Consider the following 21,382-nt stretch of genomic DNA (forward strand, 5'->3'; position numbering starts at 1 on the left):
AATTTTTGACTGCGATTTACGGTTTGTTAACGACCAAATTGTCCAAAAGCCGAGCGCGACCCAGTTTTGCCGCCACCAAAATCACAATCGCAGATTCATTTTGAAAAATATCTGCCGATTTACTGCTGATTGGCGCCAGCATTGTCGATTTAACTTCTAAATAATCGACCAAAAAGCCAGCTTGATTGAGCTTAGTTTTGCTGTCATCAATCAGCTCGTTTAATGATTTTTTCGAAGAATTGTCTTTTAATTGTTCAGCTAAATTCTGTAATTCTTGTTGTAATTTTGGCGCAATTTTTCGCTCATCATCACTTAAATATTGATTTCGTGAGGACAATGCCAAACCATCATCAGCACGGATGATAGGCGCGGCAATAATCTCAATCGGATAACTTAAATCGCGAACCAGTTGCTTAATAATTGCCAATTGCTGATAGTCTTTTTGCCCAAAAATGGCGATATTGGGAGCAATGATGTTAAATAATTTGCAAACGACAATGCCAACGCCATCAAAATGCGTCGGTCTGGACTGACCGCAAAGCAGCTTGGCAATGTCGCCCGTTAAAACTGCTGTCGGTGGCGGCATCACCGGATACATTTCATCAACGCTTGGCGCAAATACCAAATCTGCGCCAACCTCGGCAAGCTTTGCCACATCATCATCAAGGGTTCGTGGATAGCTGTCAAAATCCTCACCAACGCCAAACTGAGTTGGATTGACAAAAATGCTGACCACGACGATATCGGCGCGAGCTTTAGCAATTTTTACCAATTCTAAATGACCGTCGTGAAGGTTTCCCATCGTTGGCACAAGGGCAATGATTTTATCAGCGCGATTGGGCAATAACGCTTGCTGAATGGCGTTGATTCGGTGGTAAATTTTGGGGGAATTGCTCATGGTTTAAAACATCACTATTTTAAAAGCCGTATAAATTAAGCATCATTGCTAAATTGGTGCTGACTTTGCGGAAAATTGCCGGCGCGGACTTCACTTTGAAATAAGGCAAACGCGCCTTCAATGCTTCCCAATTCATTTTTGGGGTCGGTTAAAAAGTCATGGACAAATCTTGGCACTCGACCATGAGTCATCCCAAGCATATCGTGCATCACAAGCACCTGACCGTCGGTGTCCGCTCCTGCCCCAATGCCAATGACCGGAACATGCACCGCTTCGGTGACAGCTTTGGCAAGCTCACTTGGGACGCACTCTAACACGAGCATCGCCGCGCCCGCCTCGACCACGGCTTTGGCATCGTTTAACAATTTAGCAGCCGCATCCGTTCCGCGACCTTGGACTTTGTAGCCGCCAAAGACGTTGACCGATTGCGGCGTCAATCCTAAATGAACGCAAGTGGGCGTTCCGGCATGGGCAAGCGTGCTGATCAGCTCACAAAGCTCAAAACCGCCCTCAACTTTAATGACGTGGGCGCCGGCTTGCATCAGCGTTCGGCTGTTGGCAACCGCCTCAGTTAATAGCGCGTAACTCATAAATGGCAAGTCGGCTAATATCAGCGCCTCGCTATTGGCGCGAGCCACGTTCGCTGTGTGATATGCCATGTCGGCAACGGTCACCGGCAAGGTCGAGTCGTGACCTTGAACCACCATGCCAAGGCTGTCACCAATTAAAATCGCATCAATTTTAGCGCGCGCCATCATCCGTGCAAACATCGCATCATAGCAGGTCAAGCAGCTAAATTTGGTTTTTGAGGTTTTAAACTGCTGTAAAGTAGATAACGTGGTCATAACTTATCTCGCTGATTTGCCTCACAAATTTGGTGAATGCCGCTTAGGTTTTGACTCTCTGAATAGCTGCTGATGGGAGCGCCGTTAATGATAAGGTCTGGTGCAATTTCTCGAAGCGGCACCAGTACAAAATTGCGCTCAGTGAGACCGGCGTGCGGGACGGTCAATCGCGGCTCATCAATCTTTTGGTCGCCAAACAATAGAACATCAGCATCCAAACTGCGCTCGCCCCAATGCCGAAGCCGCTCGCGCTTTGCCCCTGTTTCAAGGGCTTGGCAAACCTCTAATAGCGCAATTGGGGTTAAATCTGTCTCAAAACCAACCACCGCATTGACAAAATCGGGTTGGTCTTGCGGTCCCATTGGGGTTGAGCCATAAAATGAGGACGCAATTAAATTGCGGATTTGTGGATTTGCTTTAAGCGTAGCAATAGCGCGCTTTAAATGCTCAATTGGGACTCCAAGCTCATTGGCTAGATTACTGCCAAGTCCTAAATAGCACTGAATCCAATTTTGATTTGGCGTTTGGCTTTCAGCACTCATGATACGCCCCACTTTTTTTGCTTGATGCGGTCGGCAGGCTCGTCACTGCTTGGCGTTCGGCGGCGGCGCGTGGCAGGAATGGCGCCTTTATTATTGCTCATGTTAGCGCTGACTTGAGTATCGTCATTTGAACGATCAGCATTTACTTTTGCATTAGAATCAACTGCATTTTTTGCTTGGTTTTGAGTGTTTTTTTCAACCGCTGCTTTTTTTGAAACGGCTAAATTTGTCGAATCATCCTCTTTTTCTTGAGGCAAATTTTTAACAATCACGCTCGGCTTGTTTGCTTTTACGCGAATAGCAGGAACCTCACTGCTTGGCGCGCGGCGGCGGCGCTGACTTGGAACGGCATCAGTGGTTGGTGCAGGCTTTGGCGCGGTAGCAGGATAACGCGGCTGGTCTTTTTCGCTATCTTTTTTACCTACTGGCGCTCGCTCAACCTGAGCGGTTTTATTGTCCTCATATTGACTGTTTTCAGGCTCAGCGCTTTGCAACTTATCTTTTTTGCCGGTTAAGCTTTTTTGCAAAGGCGGAACGACGCTTTGATGCTCAATGACAAATAACGGCTTGGGTTGGCTGCTGCGGTTTTGCAGCGGCAGCGCCAATTTATGCAATTGATTTAATTCACTTTTATCTTGAACGCTTGGCTGCTGAGCTGCGGCAGATTTCACCTCAACGCTTGCGACGATACTTTCAGCTTTTTCATTTTGTTTTTGCCGATTGCGGTTGCGACCACGTTTTTGAGCGCTGCGGCGGCTGTCATCAAAGCTTGCAATGGCCTTTTGTTTTTGCTTGTCGCTCATGGTTTGAAAATTTTGCCACCACTCGCCCATGCCGTTGGTCGACTCAGACAATGGGTGCTCGCTATCGCCGCACTCCTCACGAAGTAATAAAAAATCAAATCCGGCGCGAAATCGTGGATGCTCGGACAATCCTTCGATTTGCTTGGCTTTTGGCGCGGCAAGTCGCGGCTGAAGCAGCCAAATATCGCGGATAAACTGCTCAGCAAACTTTGGAATGGCGGTTTTTATGCGTTGACGGTCAATAACGATACTTGCGGCTTGCAATTGCGCTTCAGCAAACGGCATGTTGCGCTTTTTAAATTTTTCAAGCTGATATAAATAGTTTTCCCAAAGTAGCGCGGCATAAAAAAATGCCGGATTGATGCTTTTGCCAGCTTTGATGCGCTTATCGGTGTTAATCGCCACTTGCTGAACCAGCGGGCTTGGCGCTTTTGGTGGATAAATGACCAAATGCTCAATCGCGCCTGATTCGAACAATAACGGCAGCAGCGGCACTAAATAGCCGCCGGTGAACATCTTTTGCGTTTCATCATAAAGGCGGTGCGGGGATATTTGCTCAAGAAGCGCCCAATTTTCTGGTCGAAACTGACGGGCAAGCGCGTCATCAAATTCAAATCCCAATTTGGCTTTAAATCGCAGCGCTCGAAGCAGTCGAACAGGGTCTTCTTCAATTCGGGTTTGCGCGTCGCCAAGTAAGCGGATGATTTTGTGATTAATATCATCAATCGCCCCGCAAAAATCGTGAACGACGCCGGTCAACGGCTGATAATATAAGGCATTAATCGAAAAATCGCGGCGAGCAAAGTCCTGCTTAATATCGCCCCAAACATTATCGCGGATAAGCATACCGTCTTGAGTAACGTTGGCGTCATTTTTAGGCGGCGCGCGAAAGGTTGCCACCTCAATCAAGTCGCGACCTGAATACACGTGGGCGAGCTGAAACCTGCGACCGATAATCCGGCAGCGCTTGCCAAACACGTCTTTGACCTCATGCGGCTTGGCATCGGTGACCGCGTCAAAGTCTTTAGGCTTAAGCCCAAGCAAGGTGTCGCGGACGCCGCCGCCCACGATAAACGCCTCAAAGCCTGCTCGTGCCAAGGTGGCAATCACTTCGATGATGGAATTGGGTAATTCAGATTTGTGTAATGCTAACTGCTTGGCGGCGCGCTCGGCCATGCATCTACTCCTTGCCAATCAAAACCGCGAAATGCTTGCTTGTCAGCGCATCAGGCGGATGTCAGCGCTAGTTTAACAAATTTTGCGCGCCGCGTGTGCGTCAACCCTACCCTCATTGTGTTAAATCTTTTAGGTATTGTTGCTTTTAGGCAGGGTTAAGCGCTTAAGTCGTCTATTCAACGATTTAGCGAACGCGAAGCCGCGAGCGATTTTTTTCAATGGTTTTGGCGCCGATGCCTTTTACTTTTGCTAAGTCATCAACGCTATTAAAATTGCCAAACATCTCGCGGTACAAAATAATCGCTTGCGCTTTGCTGCTGCCGATACCATGAAGCGACACCAGTTCGGCCTCACTTGCCGTATTGATGTTCACCAGCGCTGATTTTACTGCTTGCTCATTGAGGTTTTCTTGCCGTGTCAATTGCTGATAAGCACTTTTTGGGTCGCCAAAACACATCGCGGCAAGGCTTATTTTCGGTATCATCAACATCAATGATAAACACAAGAAAAACGCCGCTAACGACATTGCAAACGATGAAAAAGCAGTCAGCGAAAAATTAGGTAACGAAAAAGTTTTAGTCCTTTTCATAACGTTTTGCCGCTTGCCAAAGCTGATCCATCTCAAAAAGACTGCTGTCCTCAAGGCTTTGATTGATCTTTAACAGCTCATTTTCAATAAAGCCAAATCGCGATTTGAACTTATGAACGCAAGTTAACGTTGCAGCTTCGGCATCTAAATCAAGCTTTCTTGCAATATTGACCAAAGCAAAAAAACAATCGCCAAGCTCTTTTTCAATGATCGCTTTGTTGGCTTTGATATCAGCTTTGGATTTGTTTGCAATTTCGGCTTTTAGCTCGTCTATTTCCTCATCAAGCTTATCAAGCGCGCCACTGACGCCCTCCCAATCAAAGCCAAGCTTTGCCGCTTGTTTTTGCAGCTCTTGAGCTTGCATCAGCGCGCTTCCGGCTTTGATATTGTCTAATCGGCGCTTGGGCTTTCCGCGAGTGGCTTTGGCAGCGTTTTCTTCGGCTTTAATTTCATCCCAGCGTTTTTTGACCGCCGCATCATCGGGCAAATTGTCCTTATCAAACACGTGCGGATGACGGCGAATCAGCTTTTCTTGTAGCGTTTGGATAACGTCACTGAAATCAAAACGGTGTTGCTCGGCATAAAGCTGACAATGAAAAATCACTTGCAACAGCACATCGCCAAGCTCGCCTTTGATGTCCTCATCATCATTATCTTGAACTGCCTCGGCAAGCTCGTAAGCCTCTTCAATGGCATACGGAATCAAGCTTTGATTGGTCTGCTTTTTATCCCAAGGGCAATCATCGCGAAGCCTTGCCATCAATGCGATTAAGTCGCTAATTTCGCCTGTGGCGGTTGGCATTCCCTTTACAGGTGTCGGAACATTAACAGTCAGTTTTGAATTATCTTGAGAGGTTACAAGGTGAGTCTTGGTCATAATATCGTCCTGATTTCGTTGCCGTTATAGGCGGCGCAGCAGGGTTAGTGTATCATTAATCGTTGTAAAATTTAGCCCACAATTTTTAGATAACCTTTCATCATATTTTTTTAAAATGACAAAAAACAAGGGATGTTTAATGACCACCAATCCACAATTTTCAAAACCCGAACCGCAATTTGAGCCGCGACCCATCACCTCATTTAAAGCTTATGACATTCGCGGCGAGCTTGGCGTCAACCTTGATGAGGACATTGCTTACCGCATTGGTCGCGCCTTTGCGCAAATCTTGGCATCGCGATTGAACGATAATAACAATACCGAAAATAAAGACCTAAACCGCTGCATCGCCATCGGCTGCGATATTCGCCCCTCAAGTGAGGCCTTAAAAGCGGCTACCATTTCGGGCATTATTGACGCCGGAATTGATGTGATTGATTTGGGAATGACCGGAACCGAAGAAGTTTATTTTGCCACCAGTCATTACCAAGCGCTTGGCGGCATTGAAGTCACCGCAAGTCATAACCCGATTAATTACAATGGCTTAAAGCTGGTTAAAGAGCACTCAAAGCCCATCAGCGCTGATGATGGTTTGGCAGAAATTCAAGCACTGGCTGAGTCGGGAAACTTTGCTAAACCGACCAAGCTTGGCACTATTCAATCAAAAACTGATAAAACGGCTTATATTAATCATTTGTTGACCTTTATTGATGCTAAAAAATTAAATCCCTTAAAACTGGTTATCAATTGCGGTAATGGCAGCGCCGCCCCTGTTGTTGATTTACTCGTTGACAACTTACAAAGTCAGGGCGCGCCATTAGACATTATTCGCTTGCATCATGAGCCGGACGGCAGCTTTCCAAACGGCATTCCTAACCCCATGATTTTGGAAAATCGCACTGCCACCCGCGATACGGTTATTAATAATGGTGCAGATTTAGGGATTGCCTTTGATGGCGACTTTGACCGCTGCTTTTTGTTTGATGAAACCGGCAATTTTATCGATGGCAGCTACGTGGTTGGCATGCTCGCGCAAGCATTTTTACAAAAGCATCCGAGTGAGTCCATCGTTTACGACCCACGAGTGATTTTTAATACCGAAGCGGTCATCGATAACTTTTCTGGCAAAGGCGTGTTAAGCAAATCAGGGCACTCATTTATCAAGCAAAAAATGCGCGATGCCGGCGCGATTTACGGTGGTGAGATGTCCGCCCATCACTATTTTCGCGACTTTTTTTACTGCGATAGCGGCATGATTCCGTGGTTGTTGACCATTGAGCTATTATCCGTCAGCGGTAAAACGTTATCCGAGCTTGTCCGTCAATATATTGCTGACTTTCCAAGCTCAGGGGAGCTCAATTTTCGCTTGACCGATATTGATGCAAAAACGATTATTCATGACATTGAGCAGCATTTTGCCGCCCAAAATCCTGAAAAATTAATGCTTGACGGTTTAAGCCTTGATTTTGACAACTGGCGCTTTAATTTGCGAGCGTCAAACACTGAGCCGCTTATCCGCTTAAATATTGAAGCTAAAGGCAATCTTGATTTACTTGAAGAAAAAACGGCAGAACTGGTCACTTGGCTTAAAGGTCGCGGCGCAACACCTGCCTAATCTGCCTAGGCGCTGCAATTGATTCTCCTTATAATAACTATAAAAAAACCGCCCAAGCAACTTGAGCAGTTTTTTTAGCGCTTTTCATTTAGAAGGGTTTGCAACCTTAATTTGGCTTATTTGCTGCGACCAAGACCGATATAATCGCCAACCAAATCATCAATTTGTAATCTTGATAACACGTTTTGCGCGTCAAATACCGGTAAGCCAAACTGGTTTAGCTGAGCGATATCGATGGGTTCTTGATGAGACACGCTTAATAAAAACATCGCTTGAGCGCCTTTGATGCCCTCATAAGGCGCGTCGATAATCTCAAGCAGCGGCTCGTTTTTATATTGTGCCAACAGCTCGCCTTTTGCTTTATCCGTATAAACGCGCGTTTTGATGTTATACGACCAAAGCAGCGACAATAACGGATGAATGGCGGAGTTTGCCGTCCGACCTGAGTCGGCTTTATAGCTTGCACCCCAAATCAGCACCGTTTTATCATCAATAAAACCATCAAAATACTGCCAAAATTTCCGGAAAATCAGCTCTTTTTGGTCGTCATTAATATGAATGACCGATTCAATCAGCGGCATAGCGATTTGGCAATCGGCGCTTGATTGCTGCAAAGCTTCAAGTTCAAGCGGTAAGCTATTGCCGCCAAAACCCCAACCGGCGGTCAAATAACTGTTACCGACTCGATTATCAAGCCCCATGATTTGGCTGACCTTTTGAATATCAACGCCATTGACATCAGCAAACCGTGACATCTCATTCATGAAGCTGACGCGCGTTGCCAGCATTGCCATGATGCTGCTGCGCGCAAATTCGATGGTGGCAATATCCGCTTGGTGATAAGCTTTTGCTTGCTGCATGATCGGTCGCAGCACGCTTAAGCGCTGAGCACTGTTTGAAGTTTTCTCCCCCAACAGCCAAAGCGTAGGCGTGAGCATGGAGCTAAACGCGGCGCCATCTTGCAAAAATACAAACGGCACATAATATACCCAAGCTCGGCGCAGTGCCTCAGCAAAGCCGCTGATTTGACCAATTTTTGCTGTTCCACTTAAAATAATTGGGCATGCTTGCTGCTGACTGTGGTTAAACGCGGTAATCCAAGTATCATCTGACCAGTAATTTTGGACATTATTTAAAAATAACCAATAAAGTTCAGGGGTTTGGTGTTGATTGTTCAACTGGGCAGGTTGATAACGGTTAATGACGTCTGCGGCTGCCTTTGGCACGTCAACACATTCAATTTGCTGCTGACCGGTATAAAGCTGCCAAAGTGCTTGCAGATGATGCTCAAAGCCGTACTGCTCAAGCGTCTCAGTAAGCTTTGCTAAATTGGCAAACAAATGGACGCGCTGATTGAGACTTGAAAGCACCACGCTTGTGGTAATTGCCTCAATACTATGACCGATAATGACGCAAACCTTTGCGCTATCAGTACTTGGCATTGAAGCTATCGGTAATTGCGAGTAAGGCATAAATTGACCTTTTAAATATTAAAAGCCGATTAAGAACAGGGCTAAACAAAGTTAATCAGGATTAAGACAACTTGCGAATGTGCTCTAACAGCTGATTGGTTGAGTCATCAAACGGTCGCTTATCTTGGCTTAATGCTTGATAAACTGATTCCGCCATCTGTTTTCCCATCTCAACGCCCCACTGGTCAAAGGGGTTAATATCCCAAATACAAGCCATCACATAAACTTTATGCTCATACAACGCAATGAGCGCGCCCAAACTTTTTGGCGTCAGCTCATCAATTAAAATCGTTGTTGAGGGCTGATTGCCGCGATAATTTTTAAATTTATCAGTAACGCAAGCCATGGCGGTATTTTCCACCGCGGCGTTACCAAAGGCCAATACGCGGCTTTGGGCAAGGCAGTTGGATAAGGCAAGCTCATGCTGATGCCGCAGCGTGGCAAATTTTTCCTCATCACTGTAGTGGCGAACGCAAGCAATAAAGTCGCAAGAGACCTGCTGAGTGCCTTGATGTAAGAGCTGATAAAAAGCGTGCTGAGCATCTGAGCCGATCTCGCCCCACAAAATTGGGCAGGTATTGTAGTCAACTTTTAAGCCGTCATGGGTTACCGATTTGCCATTACTTTCCATCTCAAGCTGGGTCAAATAGCTTGGCAAATAAGCCAGCCTGCCATCATAAGGCAGCACGGTATGACCATGAATTTGTAAAAAACTACTGTTCCAAACCGCAATAAGCCCTAACAAAACGGGCAAATTTTCCGCAAAATCTGCCACTGCAAAATGCTCATCCATCGCATGAGCGCCAGCCAGCAATTCATGAAACTTTGGCATACCAATGGCGATGGCGATGGCAAGACCAATCGCTGACCACAGCGAAAACCTCCCACCAACCCAATCCCAAAGCTCAAGCTGATGCTCAGGATGAATGCCCCAAGCGCTCATTTTTTCATGATTGGCAGAAACGCCAATAAAATGACGGCGAAGTACGCTTTGCTTTGACCCCGATAGCGTCGCCGCTGTCGTCAATAACCAATTCAGCGCCGTTTTGGCGTTTGATAAGGTATCCACCGTGCCAAAAGATTTGGAGGAGATGATAAATAATGTGGTTTCTGGATTGAGCCATTTGAGCAAATTATCCAACTGGCTGCCATCCATATTCGAGACAAAATGAACCTCAATATCAGTATCTGACCACTCCTCAAGCGCTGTGCTTGCCATTAACGGTCCTAAATCCGAGCCGCCAACACCAATATTAACCACATCGGTAATTGCTTTTCCTGAAAATCCGCGCCAAGTGCCATTGCGAATTCGCCTCGATAAGCGCTCAACGTCGGCTAAACTTTGATGAATGTCTTTGACCACATCGCGATTTTCAACCAAAAGCGTAGCAGATTTGGGCAACCTGAGCGCCGTATGTAGTGCCGCCCGCTGCTCACTGGTGTTGACTTTGACGCCGCTTAGCAAAGCATGAATTTTATCTTTTAATTTGCTATCGTCAGCTAAGGCTAATAAATGCTTTACTACCTCATCGTCTAAACACTGTTTGCTGTAATCTAAATAAAGCGACAAGTTAGAAACTTGAAAGCGCTCACCGCGCCGATCATCTTGCTCAAAAAGTGTTGGTAATGACCACGATTTTTTTGCTAAATTCTCAAGCGCTGACCAATGAGGCGAAGTTTTCACGCTTATTTTCTGACTTATTGATGGCGCTGCTAAGTTTGTGGTCATCATTGGTTTTCCGCCAATTGCTGCTTGGCAAAATAAATAAATGCTTTCATATAAGAGGTCATGTCGCCGGCATCAAAGCTGTCGCCTTTCATCGTCGTCACTTGAACGCCTGAGGTGCTAATTAACGCATCAATAGCGTCAGTCAGCTGAATTTCACCACCAACGGAGGGCTGAGTTTTAGCTAAATAATCAAAAATGCGGTTGTCAAAAACATAACGGCCTACCACTGCAAGCTTTGATGGCGCATTTTCTAAACTTGGCTTTTCAACAAATCCTGCCACGCCAAAGCTTTGATTTCCCATCAACTCATCTTTATTTTGCATTGGCGCAGATTGGTTATCGCAAAGCTTAGCAATGCCATATTTATGAACGTCACCATCAGCAACTTGATCCACCAAGATTTGCGATTGCTGATTGCTTTGAAATGCCTTAATCATAAATGCTAAATTGTCTTGGCTTAAGTCGGTGGTAAACGGATTGAGCACCACATCAGGAAGGAGCACGGCAAAGTTATGGTCGCCAACAATTGGTCTTGCAGCAAGAACCGCATGACCAAGACCAAGTGGCTTTCCTTGACGAATCATAGAAACACTGACATCATCCGGTAGCCAATTTAAGCTATCGGCAAGCTTATCTTTACCTTTTTGACGCAATTGGCTATCAAGCTCAGCATTGACATCAAAATAGTTTTCAATGGCGCTTTTTTGCGCGTGACCGACCAAAACAATATGCTTGATGCCCGCGGCAATGGCTTCTTCGACCACATAGTGAATGGCAGGTTTATTACCAAGCGGTAGCAATTCTTTAGGAATGGCTTTTGATAAAGGCAGCATTCGCGTTCCAAATCCTGCTACGGGAATGACGGCATGAGAAATAGAAGTAGTCATAATTATTATTAAACGTCCATGATTATTTAGTTATGAAAAATTTATTACGAAGTATAGCCTTGCGGATTGGCTTCTTGCCAACGCCAAGTATCTGTGCACATCTGCTCAATACCAAGCTTTGCCTGCCAACCAAGCAAACGTTGAGCTTTATCGCAGCTGGCAAAGCAGCTGGCTATATCACCCGCTCGCCTATCAACAATGGTATAAGGAATATCTTTTCCAGTGGTTTTGGCAAAAGCGGTAACCAACTCTAATACTGAGGTTCCTGTTCCTGTCCCCAAATTAATGGGAACAAATCCTAGAGCTGATGATTGCTTATTTAAATAGTCAAGCGCGGCTACGTGACCTTCGGCAAGATCGGTCACATGAATAAAATCGCGAACCCCTGTACCATCGATGGTCTCATAATCGCCGCCAAAAATACTCAGCTTTGCCAATTTACCAACGGCGACTTGTGAAATAAATGGCATCAAGTTGTTAGGAATGCCATTAGGATTTTCACCAATTTGCCCTGACTGGTGCGCCCCAACGGGATTAAAATATCGCAGTGAAATCAGGTTCCAAGCATGATCAGAAACTGCCAAATCTTCCAAAATATGCTCAACCATCAGCTTACTTTGACCATAAGGATTGCTGCCCGATCGCGGCGCGGTTTCATCAATAGGAAGCGTTTGCGGGTCGCCATAAACCGTAGCTGATGAAGAAAACACCAAATTTTTAACGTTAAAATCATTCATGACTTTTAATAACGTTACGGTGCCAGCAACGTTATTGTCATAATATTTAAGTGGCTTAGCAACGGATTCACCAACGGCTTTTAATCCAGCAAAATGAATCACCGCCTGAAACTCATACTTGCTAAACAATTGTCTTAAAGCGACCTCATCACGAATATCGCCTTTGATAAAGGTGATGGGCTGCTCAATTAATTTTGAGATGCGATTGATGGCTTCGCTTTGACTGTTGGATAAATTGTCATAAATCACCAACTCATAGCCAGACTGGTGCAGGGCAATACAAGTATGCGAGCCAATATAGCCTGCGCCACCGGTAACGAGTATTTTTTGGGAAAAATTTGGAGTTTGGGTCATCATTATTATTGTTATTATAAAAAAAGACACCCCTATTGTAGAGGCGTCTTTTGTTTATAGCAACATGACTGTGTTGTCAACAGTTTGCTGATTGAGGTTAGCGACAATAAGCCGGCGCCATATCAACACAAACCTTTATATCAGCCATCTGCCAAACTGGTAATTAATTATTCCCAACCAGTCACTTCTTTAAGTTTTTCGCCGATTTTTGATGGGTCGCGAGTGTAAGCGATGCCAGCATCTTCAAAGGCTTTGAACTTATCTTCAGCAGTACCTTGACCGCCTGAGATGATTGCGCCGGCATGACCCATACGCTTTCCAGCAGGAGCCGTAACCCCTGCGATGTAACCAACTACAGGCTTAGTTACGTGGTCTTTGATGTAAGCTGCAGCTTCTTCTTCAGCGGTGCCACCGATTTCACCGATCAAGATGATCGCTTCAGTTTGTGGATCGTCTTGGAACAGTTTTAGCGCATCAATTTGGTTCATGCCAGGGATTGGGTCACCACCGATACCGATACAAGTTGACTGACCAAAGCCAAGCTTAGTAGTTTGAGCAACGGCTTCATAAGTCAAAGTACCAGAGCGTGAGATGATGCCCACTTTTCCTGGTAAATGGATGTGACCTGGCATGATACCGATTTTACATTCGCCTGGTGTGATCACGCCTGGGCAGTTCGGACCAACCATTTTCACATCGCCTGCTTCTTCGATGTAACGCTTGGCTTTTAACATATCGATGGTAGGAACGCCTTCAGTGATCACAACGATCAATTTAACGCCCGCGTCAACCGCTTCGATGATTGAATCAAGAACGAAAGGTGCTGGAACGTAGATGACCGAAGCGTCAGCTTGAGTGGCTTCCATCGCTTCTTGCATGGTGTCAAAAACTGGCAAACCAAGATGTGTTTGACCGCCTTTACCTGGAGTTACGCCGCCAACCACTTTGGTACCGTATTCAATGGCTTGTTCTGAGTGGAACGTGCCGTTTTTACCTGTGAAACCTTGAACCAATACTTTGGTGTCTTTATCAATTAATACACTCATTATGTTTTCCTTAATCTGTTGTCTACTAAAGCAGGCAGCTTAACTTTTTTATATAGCTATTGAATATCAATAAGCTTTTAAACTGCCGGCTTTACAATAAGAGGCTTATGCTTTTTTAACAGCGTCAACGATTTTTTGTGCCGCGTCTGATAGACCTTGGGCTGAAATCAATTGCAATCCTGACTCTTCAAGCAATTTGGCGCCTTTTTCAGCGTTGTTGCCTTCTAAGCGAACAACAACAGGAACTTGAACGTTCACTTCTTTAACCGCTTCGATGATGGCTTCTGCAATCATGTCACAGCGAACGATACCGCCAAAGATGTTGATTAACACGCCTTCAACGCTGCTGTCTTCTAAAATGATTTTAAACGCTTCAACCACGCGCTCTTTGGTCGCGCCGCCGCCAACGTCAAGGAAGTTAGCTGGTTTGCCGCCGTAAAGCTTGATGATGTCCATGGTTGCCATCGCAAGACCGGCGCCGTTTACCATACAGCCGATGTTACCTTCTAGAGCAACGTAGTTAAGATCAAATTCAGAAGCTTTTAGCTCACGCTCATTTTCTTGAGACTTGTCGCGAAGCGCTTCAATTTTTGGCAAGCGGTAAAGGGCGTTTGAGTCGATGCCGATTTTGCCGTCAACACAAACGATTTCGCCATTTTCACGAACCGCGAGTGGGTTGATTTCAAATAAAGCAAAATCATTGTCAACAAACGCTTGATAAGCACCCGTCATTAATTTTACGAACTGATTGATTTGCTTGCCTTCTAAGCCAAGTTTGAACGCAACTTCACGAGCTTGGAACGGCATCAATCCTACTAATGGATCAACGTTTACTTTAAAGATTTTTTCAGGCGTTTCTTCAGCAACTTTTTCAATTTCAACACCGCCTTCAGTTGATGCCATGAAAGTGATTCGGCGTGATGAACGGTCAACAACCGCACCTAAGTAAAGCTCTGTTTTTACTGGATACATATCTTCAGCAACAAGAACAAAGTTTACAGGCTGACCTGCGGCGTCAGTTTGGTAAGTCACCAAGTTTTTGCCGATCAATTCTTCAGCAACTTGCTTAGCTTCTTCGCGTGATTTAACAAGTTTTACACCACCTGCTTTACCACGGCCCCCTGCGTGAACCTGAGCTTTGATAACCGCGATGTCGGTTGGGGTTTTGTCAAATGCTTCAGCGGCTTCTTCGCCATTGTGAGCAATGATGCCTTCTTGAATTGGCAGTCCGTAGCCTTTTAATAGCTCTTTTGCTTGATACTCATGTAAATTCATTGATTGTACCCTTTATTTTTTGATAAAAGTAAATGCTAAGCTTGATCATCACAAGCTTTTGAGGGGCACTTTTGATGAGATTGCAATCAAAAGCGCCATCATCAATTTAAAACGATTGATTTATTTACGGCGTTTACGCTGAATGGCGTGAATCGCACGACCGTCCGCTGAAAGTGCAGCTTCGTGAACGGCTTCTGAAACGGTGGGGTGAGCAAACGTCATCAATTGTAGATCTTCGATGCTAGAAACAAATTCCATCGCAATCATACCTTGATGAACGATGTCGCCTGCACCGACTGAAATGGCGTGCATACCAAGTAAGCGGTCAGTTTTGGCATCAGCAACCACTTTGATTGAGCCTTGGGCTTCACTTTGCGCCAAAGCGCGACCGTTAGCTGCCAAGTTAAATGATCCCGTTTTCACTTCAAAGCCTGCTTCAGTAGCTTCTTGTTCAGTCATACCAACCCAAGCAATTTCAGGATGCGTGTAAATGACGTTGATGATGGTATCATAGTTTACTTGCGCTTTTTCGCCGTGAATGCGCTCAACCGCCATCATGCCTTCTTCCATGGCTTTGTGAGCAAGCATTGGACCGCGAACCAAGTCACCAATGGCATAAACGCCATCAAGGTTGGTTTTGCACTGATCGTCAACTTCAACCAAGCCGCGCTCAGTTAAGTTAATACCGCTGTCTTCACCCAAAAGTTTTTCAGCGTAAGCGCGACGACCAACACAAACGATCAGCTTATCAAAGCGCTCCTCGCTTGTTTCGCCTTTGTTTTCGCTGGTAACGACAACTTCATCACCTTGAACTTCGGCTTTAATCACTTTGGTATCAACGCGAATATCAAGACCTTGCTTTTTAAACAGTTTTGCTGCTTCTTTAGAAATGTCTTTGTCAGCGGCTGCTAAAAAGCTTGGAAGCGCTTCATAAATGATCACTTCACTGCCAAGGCGACGCCAAACTGAACCAAGCTCAAGTCCGATAACACCGGCACCAATAACGCCAAGGCGCTTAGGAGTTTCCGTAAAGTCAAGAGCGCCGGTTGAATCAACGATACGCTCGCCGTCAGTTTTGGCAACGGGAATATCAACAGGAACTGATCCTGACGCTAAAATCACATTTTTAGCAGTGATGGTGCTTTCGCTATCGTCACTAAGCGCGGTAAATTTGATTTGTTTATCCGCACCTTTACCGTCAACGAGTGTTCCCCAGCCTTGAAGCCAGTCAACGTTATTGCCTTTTAATAACGCCGCCACACCGCCGGTTAACTGCTTAACGATACCTTCTTTACGATCGATCATTTGCTTGATGTCAATGCTTACATCACCGGTGCTGATGCCGTGCTCGCCAAGCTCATGCTTGGTGGCTTCATAACGGTGCGAGCTGTCAAGAAGGGCTTTTGATGGGATACAACCGACGTTTAAGCAAGTTCCGCCTAAAGCTGGCTCACCTTTATAAGTACGCTTTTCAATACAAGCCACACTCATGCCAAGCTGAGCGCCGCGAATGGCTGCTTCATAGCCGCCAGGACCGCCGCCAATAACGACGAGATCGTAATTGTCTTTCATAATCGTCTTCCGTGGTTCAATTTTTAATCTTGTTTTAAAGGAGTATTGCCAATAGGGCAATCACCTGCAAAGTTATTTGTCTCAACATTAAAATCACTTTGCTAAAAAGCTTGCATCAGTCACTTCCGATGCAAGCCTTTTAAATTATAGATCAAGCAATAGCATGGCTGGATCTTCGATAAGCTCTTTGATGGTGACTAAGAACTGAACGGCTTCTTTACCATCGATCATACGGTGATCGTAAGACAGCGCTAAGTACATCATTGGTAAAATTTCAACCTTACCATCAACCGCCATTGGACGCTCATTGATCGCATGCATACCAAGGATTGCCGTTTGAGGTGGGTTCAAAATTGGGGTTGACATGAGCGAGCCGAAAACACCGCCGTTTGAAATGGTAAATGTACCACCGGTCATGTCTTCAATACCAAGCTTGCCTTCTTGAGCGCGCTTGCCGAACTGACGAATCGTGCCTTCAACATCAGCCATAGTCATGCGGTCAGTATCACGAAGGATAGGAACCACAAGACCACGATCTGAAGATACGGCAACACCGATGTCATAGTAGCCATGATAAACGATGTCATCGCCATCAAGTGAGGCGTTTACCGCAGGGAAACGTTTAAGCGCTTCGGTTGCTGCTTTTACGAACAACGACATAAAGCCAAGGCGAACACCGTGACGCTTTTCAAAGCGGTCTTTGTATTTGGCACGAAGATCCATCAATGGCTTCATGTTCACTTCGTTAAACGTGGTGAGCATGGCAGTATCTTGGGACGCTGACAATAAACGCTCAGCAACACGCTTACGAAGACGGGTCATTGGAACACGTTTTTCGCTACGCTCGCCAGTGGCTTCAGCAACAGGGCGACCGCTATCGGTCGTGATGTTGCTGTCAGTTTTCAAGGTTGGGTTTGCCATGTCAGATTTAGTGACGCGACCACCGCGACCTGAACCTTCAACGTTGCTTGGATCAACGCCAGATTCTTTAGCCGCTTTTCTGACCGCTGGGCTTTGATCTTTGTGATCTTTTTCTGCAACGTGTGGCGCAGCTGGGCGGTTTGGCAAATCGCCATAACCTGCTTGCTCTGGGGCTTTTTCAGCAGCTTCGCTTGATTCAGCGGCAGGAGCACTTTCACTTGCCGTAGCGCCCGCTTCAAATTCAGCAATCAACTCGTCAGACAATACGGTATCGTCAACTTGTTTGACGATTTTGGTAACAACGCCGTTGTCTGGGGCAACAACTTCAAGAACAACTTTGTCAGTTTCGATTTCAGCAAGCAAATCATCACGATTAACTTGTTGACCTTCGCTTACGTGCCACTCAACGATGGTACCATCAGCAACAGATTCTGGAAAAACGGGGGCTTTGATCTCAGCCATCGATATACTCCTTAGATTTGGAAATGATTATTTGTATAAAGCGTTAATGACGCGGCATGACCTAAAGCAATTGATTATTGCCTAAATACAAAGGTCATACCATCGCCTGATTATTTAACTTACTTATTTTGCTAATTGGTCAACTTCAATACCAAGACCACCGGCAACGAGGGCTTGCTGCTGCTCGATATGGATCTTGCTTGATCCTGTTGCAGGAGCGGCACTTGCAGGACGAGCAACGGGCTCAAGCAATTTTGCACTTGAGGAATGCGCGATCACCGTACGGTACATTTCAGGAGCTAAGTAATACCAAGCGCCTTGGTTCAATGGCTCTTCTTGCGTCCAAACGATCTCTGCAAGATTGTCGTACTTGCTGATCTCTTCATTGAGGCGCGCTTCTGGGAACGGATAAAGCTGCTCAATTCGAACAATCGCTACATGATCAAGACCAAGAGCGCGGCGCTGCTCAAGTAAATCGTAATAAACTTTACCACCACAAAGTACCAATCGGGTCACTTTGCTGTTATCAAGTTGATCAAGTTCTGGCAATACCGTTTCAAATTTACCATTTGCAAGCTCCTCAAGCGTTGAGGTAGCAAGCTTATGACGCAGCAAGCTCTTTGGCGACATCACAATTAATGGCTTACGGATTGGTCGGATGGCTTGACGACGCAGGGCGTGGAAGATTTGCGAAGGGGTCGTTGGGGTAATGACCTGCATGTTGTCTTCAGCACAAAGCTGCAAGAAGCGCTCAAGGCGAGCTGAGGAGTGCTCAGGACCTTGACCTTCAAAGCCGTGTGGTAACAGCATGGTCAAACCACAAACGCGCTGCCACTTAGTCTCACCACTGGCAATAAACTGATCAATCACCACTTGAGCGCCGTTTACGAAGTCACCAAACTGAGCTTCCCAAATAATTAACGCATTAGGAACGGTGGTGGCGTAGCCATATTCAAAGGCTAATACCGCTTCTTCTGAAAGCAAAGAGTTATAAGTGGCAAAGCGAGCTTGGTTTTCACTCATGTGCGCTAAAGGCACATACATGCTACCATCATTGATGTTAAATAGTTCCGTATGGCGATGCGAGAACGTACCACGACCCACGTCTTCACCCGTGATGCGAACTAAAATATCATCTTCAACTAAGCTGGCATACGCTAACGTTTCAGCGGCGCCCCAGTTCAAAGGCTCTTCGCCAGTTTGCATGGCAAGACGCTGCTCAACCACTTTTTGAACTTGACGCTGAAGCTTGAAATCAGCAGGGATTTCAGCCATTTTTCTGCCAAAAGCTTTCAGCTTTTCAATATCAATACTGGTGTCCCAATCATCTTCAAGCTCATGACCCAGATATGGCGTCCAGTTCACATACAAGTCAGGGTTTGGCTCTAGCACTAATGAGTTGACCACATACTCGCCGCGATCAAGCGATTCGCGGTATTCATCTTCAAGTTTGGTGGCTTCTTCGCTGCTAATAACGCCTGCGTCAACCAATTTTTTCACGTAAATGGTGCGAGTGGTCGGTAGTTTTTTGATCACCGCATACATCAATGGCTGAGTGGCTGATGGCTCATCGGCTTCGTTATGACCGTTACGGCGGTAGCAGAACAAGTCGATAACGATGTCTTTGCCAAACTCGTGACGGTAGTCAAGGGCTAGCTGAGAAGCAAAAATAACCGACTCAGGATCATCGCCGTTCACATGAAGGACGGGGGCATGAACCATCTTAGCAACGTCAGTACAATACTCGGTTGAGCGCGCATCTTCTTGACGGCTGGTGGTAAAACCAACTTGGTTATTAATGACAATATGAACCGTGCCACCAGTGGTATAAGCACGAGTTTGTGACATTTGGAAAGTTTCTTGAACGACGCCTTGACCGGCAAAGGCGGCATCACCGTGAACCACGATTGGCAATACAGAATTGCCCGTTGTATCATTACGGCGAACTTGACGTGCGCGCGCTGAACCTTCTAGCACCGGAGATACAATCTCAAGGTGCGATGGGTTAAAGGCCAAGGCTAAGTGCGCTTCACCACCTGGGGTCATCACGTTTGAAGAATAACCGTTATGGTATTTTACGTCACCTGAGCCTTTTTCTGGCTGAACTTTACCATCAAATTCATCAAACAAGTCCGCAGGGTTTTTGCCCAAAATGTTGACCAGTAGGTTTAAACGACCGCGGTGCGCCATGCCAATCAGCATTTCTTTGGTGCCGTAGCCTCCAGCGCGCTGAATGATTTCATTCACCATAGGGATGAAGCTTTCACCGCCCTCAAGACCAAAGCGCTTCACGCCGGTATATTTACGCGCTAAGTATTTTTCAAGACCTTCAGCCGCGGTTAAACGCTCAAGGATTGATAATCGCTTTTCTTTATCAAAGTTAATATAGCCATGGTTTGATTCAAGGTATTTTTCCATCCAACGCTTTTCAGTGCTGGTGCTCACATGCATGAATTCAATACCAATATAACGGCAATAAACCCGCTCCATGATCTCAATGATTTCGCGAAGCGTGGCTTCTGATTTGCCAATATTTAAATCATTGGTTGGGTAAACGGTATCTAAATCTGCTTCTGATAAGCCATGATAAGCAAGGGTCAAATCCTCAACTTCAGCGCGAGGGTGCAACTCTAAAGGATCAAGTTGGGCTTTACGGTGACCTCGGCGGCGATACGCAGAGATCAGCTGCTGAACCGCCATTTGCTTAGGATCCGCACTAGAGGTGCTGGCACTTTCAGGGCGCTTGTTGGCGGTTTGATTGCGGGCTAACAGCAAAAATTGGTCTTTAATCGCATTGTGCGGCGCATCGTTTGGCGATTGATACTGCTTAAAGTACTCCTGCCAATCAGCGTCGACACTATCGGGATCGCTCAAAAATTGCTCGTAAAGGGACTCAATATATAAGGCGTTATCACCAGCAAGCTCTGTGGCTGCGGCTGGATCTTTAGTTATACTATTCATAATAACCGTCTATTTGATAGATAAATGAATGGAGTTGGTCGTCGTTATGATCAACAGTAAGATTGGCGCGTTGCATGTAGGCGGTAGCTGGAATGATAATGGCAAAAAGGCGTGGTCAAACGGGCATGCAAATAGATCGCTAACATATATTTATTGCCTCAATTAAAGGCAAGATTGCAAATGCAGCGAGCGATATCATAGCGTTCACCAACTCTGATGTCTTTTACTTTGTACCATTAAAAGAAGAACTATCCATACTTATAGCCCTAATTTTAAAGCTGCAAAGGTCATTCCTTGACGAAAAATGCGGTTGTTGTGCCAAACGTACATTGCTAACTAGGGTATCACGGTTAAATTTCTTGACATAGTTTGTTTGTTCAATACTAGTTATTTAGATAATAAATACCCATTATCAAAATAATCACCCTTGATAATAAAAGTTAGTCAAAAGTATTATTAGTCAGCTAGTTTTTAATTTCAACCCTAAGATACCAATTCTTTAAGCAGGGTAAGACAAGCGCAAGACTTATAGTAAGCGTTGGCTTAGATTACCTGAGCGCCAGTCAAAATTGTGGCTTTGATCTGCGCGATTTCTTAAGAGCCATACCTTGTTAATTTTAA

Annotated in this window: 16 protein-coding genes; 1 reads left to right on the forward strand and 15 read right to left on the reverse strand. The window is 45.6% G+C overall.

Annotated features, from left to right (window positions below; all coding sequences use genetic code 11):
- Positions 1 to 16: 16 nt before the first annotated feature.
- From panC to mazG, 6 genes are all read right to left on the reverse strand, one after another.
- Complete coding sequence (gene panC / locus ACZ5XY_RS05240; RefSeq protein ID WP_464743529.1) at positions 17 to 898, reverse strand: pantoate--beta-alanine ligase; 882 nt, start codon at positions 896 to 898, stop codon at positions 17 to 19.
- A gap of 35 nt (positions 899 to 933) precedes the next feature.
- The gene (gene panB, locus ACZ5XY_RS05245) at positions 934 to 1,743 is read right to left on the reverse strand and encodes a 3-methyl-2-oxobutanoate hydroxymethyltransferase (RefSeq protein WP_464743531.1); all 810 of its coding nucleotides are present in this window, start codon (positions 1,741 to 1,743) and stop codon (positions 934 to 936) included.
- Complete coding sequence (gene folK, locus ACZ5XY_RS05250; RefSeq protein ID WP_464743533.1) at positions 1,740 to 2,285, reverse strand: 2-amino-4-hydroxy-6-hydroxymethyldihydropteridine diphosphokinase; 546 nt, start codon at positions 2,283 to 2,285, stop codon at positions 1,740 to 1,742. The genes panB and folK overlap by 4 nt, the downstream gene beginning before the upstream one ends.
- The gene (gene pcnB / locus ACZ5XY_RS05255) at positions 2,282 to 4,264 is read right to left on the reverse strand and encodes a polynucleotide adenylyltransferase PcnB (protein WP_464743534.1); all 1,983 of its coding nucleotides are present in this window, start codon (positions 4,262 to 4,264) and stop codon (positions 2,282 to 2,284) included. Before pcnB ends, folK begins: the two co-directional genes overlap by 4 nt.
- Positions 4,265 to 4,448: 184 nt before the next feature.
- Positions 4,449 to 4,748 (reverse strand): ComEA family DNA-binding protein, encoded by a 300-nt coding sequence (locus ACZ5XY_RS05260; protein ID WP_464743536.1) that lies wholly within the window; start codon positions 4,746 to 4,748, stop codon positions 4,449 to 4,451.
- A gap of 91 nt (positions 4,749 to 4,839) precedes the next feature.
- Positions 4,840 to 5,655 (reverse strand): nucleoside triphosphate pyrophosphohydrolase, encoded by an 816-nt coding sequence (mazG, locus tag ACZ5XY_RS05265; protein ID WP_464743770.1) that lies wholly within the window; start codon positions 5,653 to 5,655, stop codon positions 4,840 to 4,842.
- A gap of 214 nt (positions 5,656 to 5,869) precedes the next feature.
- Here mazG and ACZ5XY_RS05270 point away from each other — a divergent pair, with 214 nt between their 5' ends.
- Positions 5,870 to 7,345, forward strand: a complete 1,476-nt coding sequence (locus ACZ5XY_RS05270; protein ID WP_464743538.1) for a phosphohexomutase domain-containing protein — start codon at positions 5,870 to 5,872, stop codon at positions 7,343 to 7,345.
- A gap of 116 nt (positions 7,346 to 7,461) precedes the next feature.
- Here the strand turns inward: ACZ5XY_RS05270 and ACZ5XY_RS05275 are convergent, their stop codons facing one another.
- The 9 genes from ACZ5XY_RS05275 to ACZ5XY_RS05315 form a co-directional block, all read right to left on the reverse strand.
- Complete coding sequence (locus ACZ5XY_RS05275) at positions 7,462 to 8,817, reverse strand: UDP-glucose/GDP-mannose dehydrogenase family protein (protein ID WP_464743539.1); 1,356 nt, start codon at positions 8,815 to 8,817, stop codon at positions 7,462 to 7,464.
- 61 nt (positions 8,818 to 8,878) lie between these two features.
- The gene (gene pgi, locus ACZ5XY_RS05280; RefSeq protein ID WP_464743772.1) at positions 8,879 to 10,546 is read right to left on the reverse strand and encodes a glucose-6-phosphate isomerase; all 1,668 of its coding nucleotides are present in this window, start codon (positions 10,544 to 10,546) and stop codon (positions 8,879 to 8,881) included.
- A complete protein-coding gene (locus tag ACZ5XY_RS05285; protein WP_464743541.1) occupies positions 10,546 to 11,433 on the reverse strand; it encodes a UTP--glucose-1-phosphate uridylyltransferase in 888 nt (295 codons plus the stop codon). The genes pgi and ACZ5XY_RS05285 overlap by 1 nt, the downstream gene beginning before the upstream one ends.
- A gap of 44 nt (positions 11,434 to 11,477) precedes the next feature.
- Entirely contained in the window at positions 11,478 to 12,527 is a 1,050-nt protein-coding gene (galE, locus tag ACZ5XY_RS05290; protein ID WP_464743543.1) for a UDP-glucose 4-epimerase GalE, read from the reverse strand.
- A gap of 164 nt (positions 12,528 to 12,691) precedes the next feature.
- The gene (sucD, locus tag ACZ5XY_RS05295; protein ID WP_464743545.1) at positions 12,692 to 13,570 is read right to left on the reverse strand and encodes a succinate--CoA ligase subunit alpha; all 879 of its coding nucleotides are present in this window, start codon (positions 13,568 to 13,570) and stop codon (positions 12,692 to 12,694) included.
- A 105-nt stretch (positions 13,571 to 13,675) separates the two neighbouring features.
- Complete coding sequence (sucC, locus tag ACZ5XY_RS05300) at positions 13,676 to 14,845, reverse strand: ADP-forming succinate--CoA ligase subunit beta (protein WP_464743547.1); 1,170 nt, start codon at positions 14,843 to 14,845, stop codon at positions 13,676 to 13,678.
- 120 nt (positions 14,846 to 14,965) lie between these two features.
- Complete coding sequence (gene lpdA, locus ACZ5XY_RS05305; protein ID WP_464743549.1) at positions 14,966 to 16,417, reverse strand: dihydrolipoyl dehydrogenase; 1,452 nt, start codon at positions 16,415 to 16,417, stop codon at positions 14,966 to 14,968.
- Between the two features lie 144 nt (positions 16,418 to 16,561).
- Entirely contained in the window at positions 16,562 to 17,800 is a 1,239-nt protein-coding gene (gene odhB / locus ACZ5XY_RS05310; protein ID WP_464743551.1) for a 2-oxoglutarate dehydrogenase complex dihydrolipoyllysine-residue succinyltransferase, read from the reverse strand.
- A 123-nt stretch (positions 17,801 to 17,923) separates the two neighbouring features.
- The gene (locus ACZ5XY_RS05315) at positions 17,924 to 20,761 is read right to left on the reverse strand and encodes a 2-oxoglutarate dehydrogenase E1 component (RefSeq protein WP_464743553.1); all 2,838 of its coding nucleotides are present in this window, start codon (positions 20,759 to 20,761) and stop codon (positions 17,924 to 17,926) included.
- Between the last annotated feature and the right edge of the window lie 621 nt (positions 20,762 to 21,382).

The sequence above is a fragment of the Psychrobacter sp. GTC18467 genome (assembly GCF_055397455.1).

What these genes read in the sequence shown, in the direction of transcription:
- odhB (WP_464743551.1), bottom strand. Translation starts at nt 17,800, where the DNA reads ATGGCTGAGATCAAAGCCCCCGTTTTTCCAGAATCTGTTGCTGATGGT.
- panB (WP_464743531.1), bottom strand. Translation starts at nt 1,743, where the DNA reads ATGACCACGTTATCTACTTTACAGCAGTTTAAAACCTCAAAAACCAAA.
- folK (WP_464743533.1), bottom strand. Translation starts at nt 2,285, where the DNA reads ATGAGTGCTGAAAGCCAAACGCCAAATCAAAATTGGATTCAGTGCTAT.
- mazG (WP_464743770.1), bottom strand. Translation starts at nt 5,655, where the DNA reads ATGCCAACCGCCACAGGCGAAATTAGCGACTTAATCGCATTGATGGCA.
- panC (WP_464743529.1), bottom strand. Translation starts at nt 898, where the DNA reads ATGAGCAATTCCCCCAAAATTTACCACCGAATCAACGCCATTCAGCAA.
- ACZ5XY_RS05260 (WP_464743536.1), bottom strand. Translation starts at nt 4,748, where the DNA reads ATGATACCGAAAATAAGCCTTGCCGCGATGTGTTTTGGCGACCCAAAA.
- sucC (WP_464743547.1), bottom strand. Translation starts at nt 14,845, where the DNA reads ATGAATTTACATGAGTATCAAGCAAAAGAGCTATTAAAAGGCTACGGA.
- sucD (WP_464743545.1), bottom strand. Translation starts at nt 13,570, where the DNA reads ATGAGTGTATTAATTGATAAAGACACCAAAGTATTGGTTCAAGGTTTC.
- ACZ5XY_RS05315 (WP_464743553.1), bottom strand. Translation starts at nt 20,761, where the DNA reads ATGAATAGTATAACTAAAGATCCAGCCGCAGCCACAGAGCTTGCTGGT.
- pgi (WP_464743772.1), bottom strand. Translation starts at nt 10,546, where the DNA reads ATGACCACAAACTTAGCAGCGCCATCAATAAGTCAGAAAATAAGCGTG.
- galE (WP_464743543.1), bottom strand. Translation starts at nt 12,527, where the DNA reads ATGATGACCCAAACTCCAAATTTTTCCCAAAAAATACTCGTTACCGGT.
- ACZ5XY_RS05275 (WP_464743539.1), bottom strand. Translation starts at nt 8,817, where the DNA reads ATGCCTTACTCGCAATTACCGATAGCTTCAATGCCAAGTACTGATAGC.
- pcnB (WP_464743534.1), bottom strand. Translation starts at nt 4,264, where the DNA reads ATGGCCGAGCGCGCCGCCAAGCAGTTAGCATTACACAAATCTGAATTA.
- ACZ5XY_RS05270 (WP_464743538.1), top strand. Translation starts at nt 5,870, where the DNA reads ATGACCACCAATCCACAATTTTCAAAACCCGAACCGCAATTTGAGCCG.
- ACZ5XY_RS05285 (WP_464743541.1), bottom strand. Translation starts at nt 11,433, where the DNA reads ATGACTACTTCTATTTCTCATGCCGTCATTCCCGTAGCAGGATTTGGA.
- lpdA (WP_464743549.1), bottom strand. Translation starts at nt 16,417, where the DNA reads ATGAAAGACAATTACGATCTCGTCGTTATTGGCGGCGGTCCTGGCGGC.